Raw genomic sequence first — 1,205 nt, forward strand, 5'->3', positions numbered from 1 at the left:
CAGTTGCGATGTGAGAGTGATGCCGACGAACAGACCCAAGGCGCTCAGGGTGATCGTCGCGGCGCCGACCGAGGTGATGTACCCATTGACGTGCAGGGCGTACGCGAGCGCGAATGCGGTGCCGGAGAGCGCGAGACGTGTCATCGTCGTCGATGCGGCGGCGGCGCGGATCATCTGTTGCAGGTGCGCTCCGGCGAGGAAGAAGAGGAAGAGTTCCATCATGTTTCCCCAGGTCCAGTCGACGCCTCCGATGCTGGGAGCGGTGAAGGCCAACGCGATCGCACCGAGCAGTTGGACTCGATAGTCGATTCCGCCGAGTGCTTTCGTGAGCACCGTGTACACCGCGAGTGCGTAGAGGAACCACAACCCGCTGGTCGGTACGACCAGCGCAGTGATCAAGTTCAGTGGGCTCGAGGTTTCGTCGGTTCCTGCGGTGGCCGGAAAGGCGCTGAAGAACACGAAGCGCAGAACCGTCCACATGAGGTAGAGGTATGCCAGAGGCAGGACTCGCCGCCGGATCACCGTTGCCCACGGCAGTGATGTCACTTTGTGTGCGAAGAGGCCGGCGGTGAGGAAGAACAAGGGCATCCGAATCGGTTCCGCAACAGCGTTGATGTCGTTCCAGATCCCTGCGGCCAACCCGCGGGTGACGAGAAAGTTGGTGCTGTGCAGGAGGACGACCAACGCGATGCTGATCCCTTTCGCCAGGTCGACCCAGTCCACCCGCCCTGTGTGCGCTGCCGTATCGCCCGATTTCGGTTCGATGGTTCCGTCGTTGATTCGGTGCACCGGATCTTTCTCCTCGATGGTGTTGGGCGGACGTGACTCTCATGGACTTGGCGGCGGTCGAACACCCGCCACAACTTTACTCTTACGTTACAGTAGGTTTATCGAGGGTCCGGAGCGTCCTGGTGCCATTTCACCGACCGCCGCGAACGGGGGCCCGCCGGGTGGCGAGTTCCGGTTTCTCGACAACACGGCGAGAACCAGACGTGAAGTACCACCATAATTCGTTGCGCTACAGCACAATTAGGTGATAACCGAGCGCAGACGGCGTCCACCCATCTCAATGCGATGAAGTGAGGGTGCCGCTGAGCCCTCGGTGACGCTCGAGGCTGGCGCCGTCGAGACCGATGATCTCGACGTGCTTTCCCTTCGCTTCGTACTTGTGCTGAATGGCATCGAGAGTGGCGACCGTCGAGGCA

The 1,205-nt window shown here is 61.2% G+C and carries 1 protein-coding gene; it reads right to left on the bottom strand.

All coding sequences use genetic code 11. The features are described 5' to 3' along the window. Window positions 1–789, bottom strand: a 789-nt coding sequence (locus tag A2J01_RS05305) for an acyltransferase family protein (RefSeq protein WP_064112245.1), incomplete at its 3' end; no start/stop codon positions are given. Between the last annotated feature and the right edge of the window lie 416 nt (window positions 790–1,205).

The organism is Rhodococcus sp. EPR-134 (assembly GCF_001647205.1).
GTDB classification, from domain to species: domain Bacteria; phylum Actinomycetota; class Actinomycetes; order Mycobacteriales; family Mycobacteriaceae; genus Rhodococcus_F; species Rhodococcus_F qingshengii.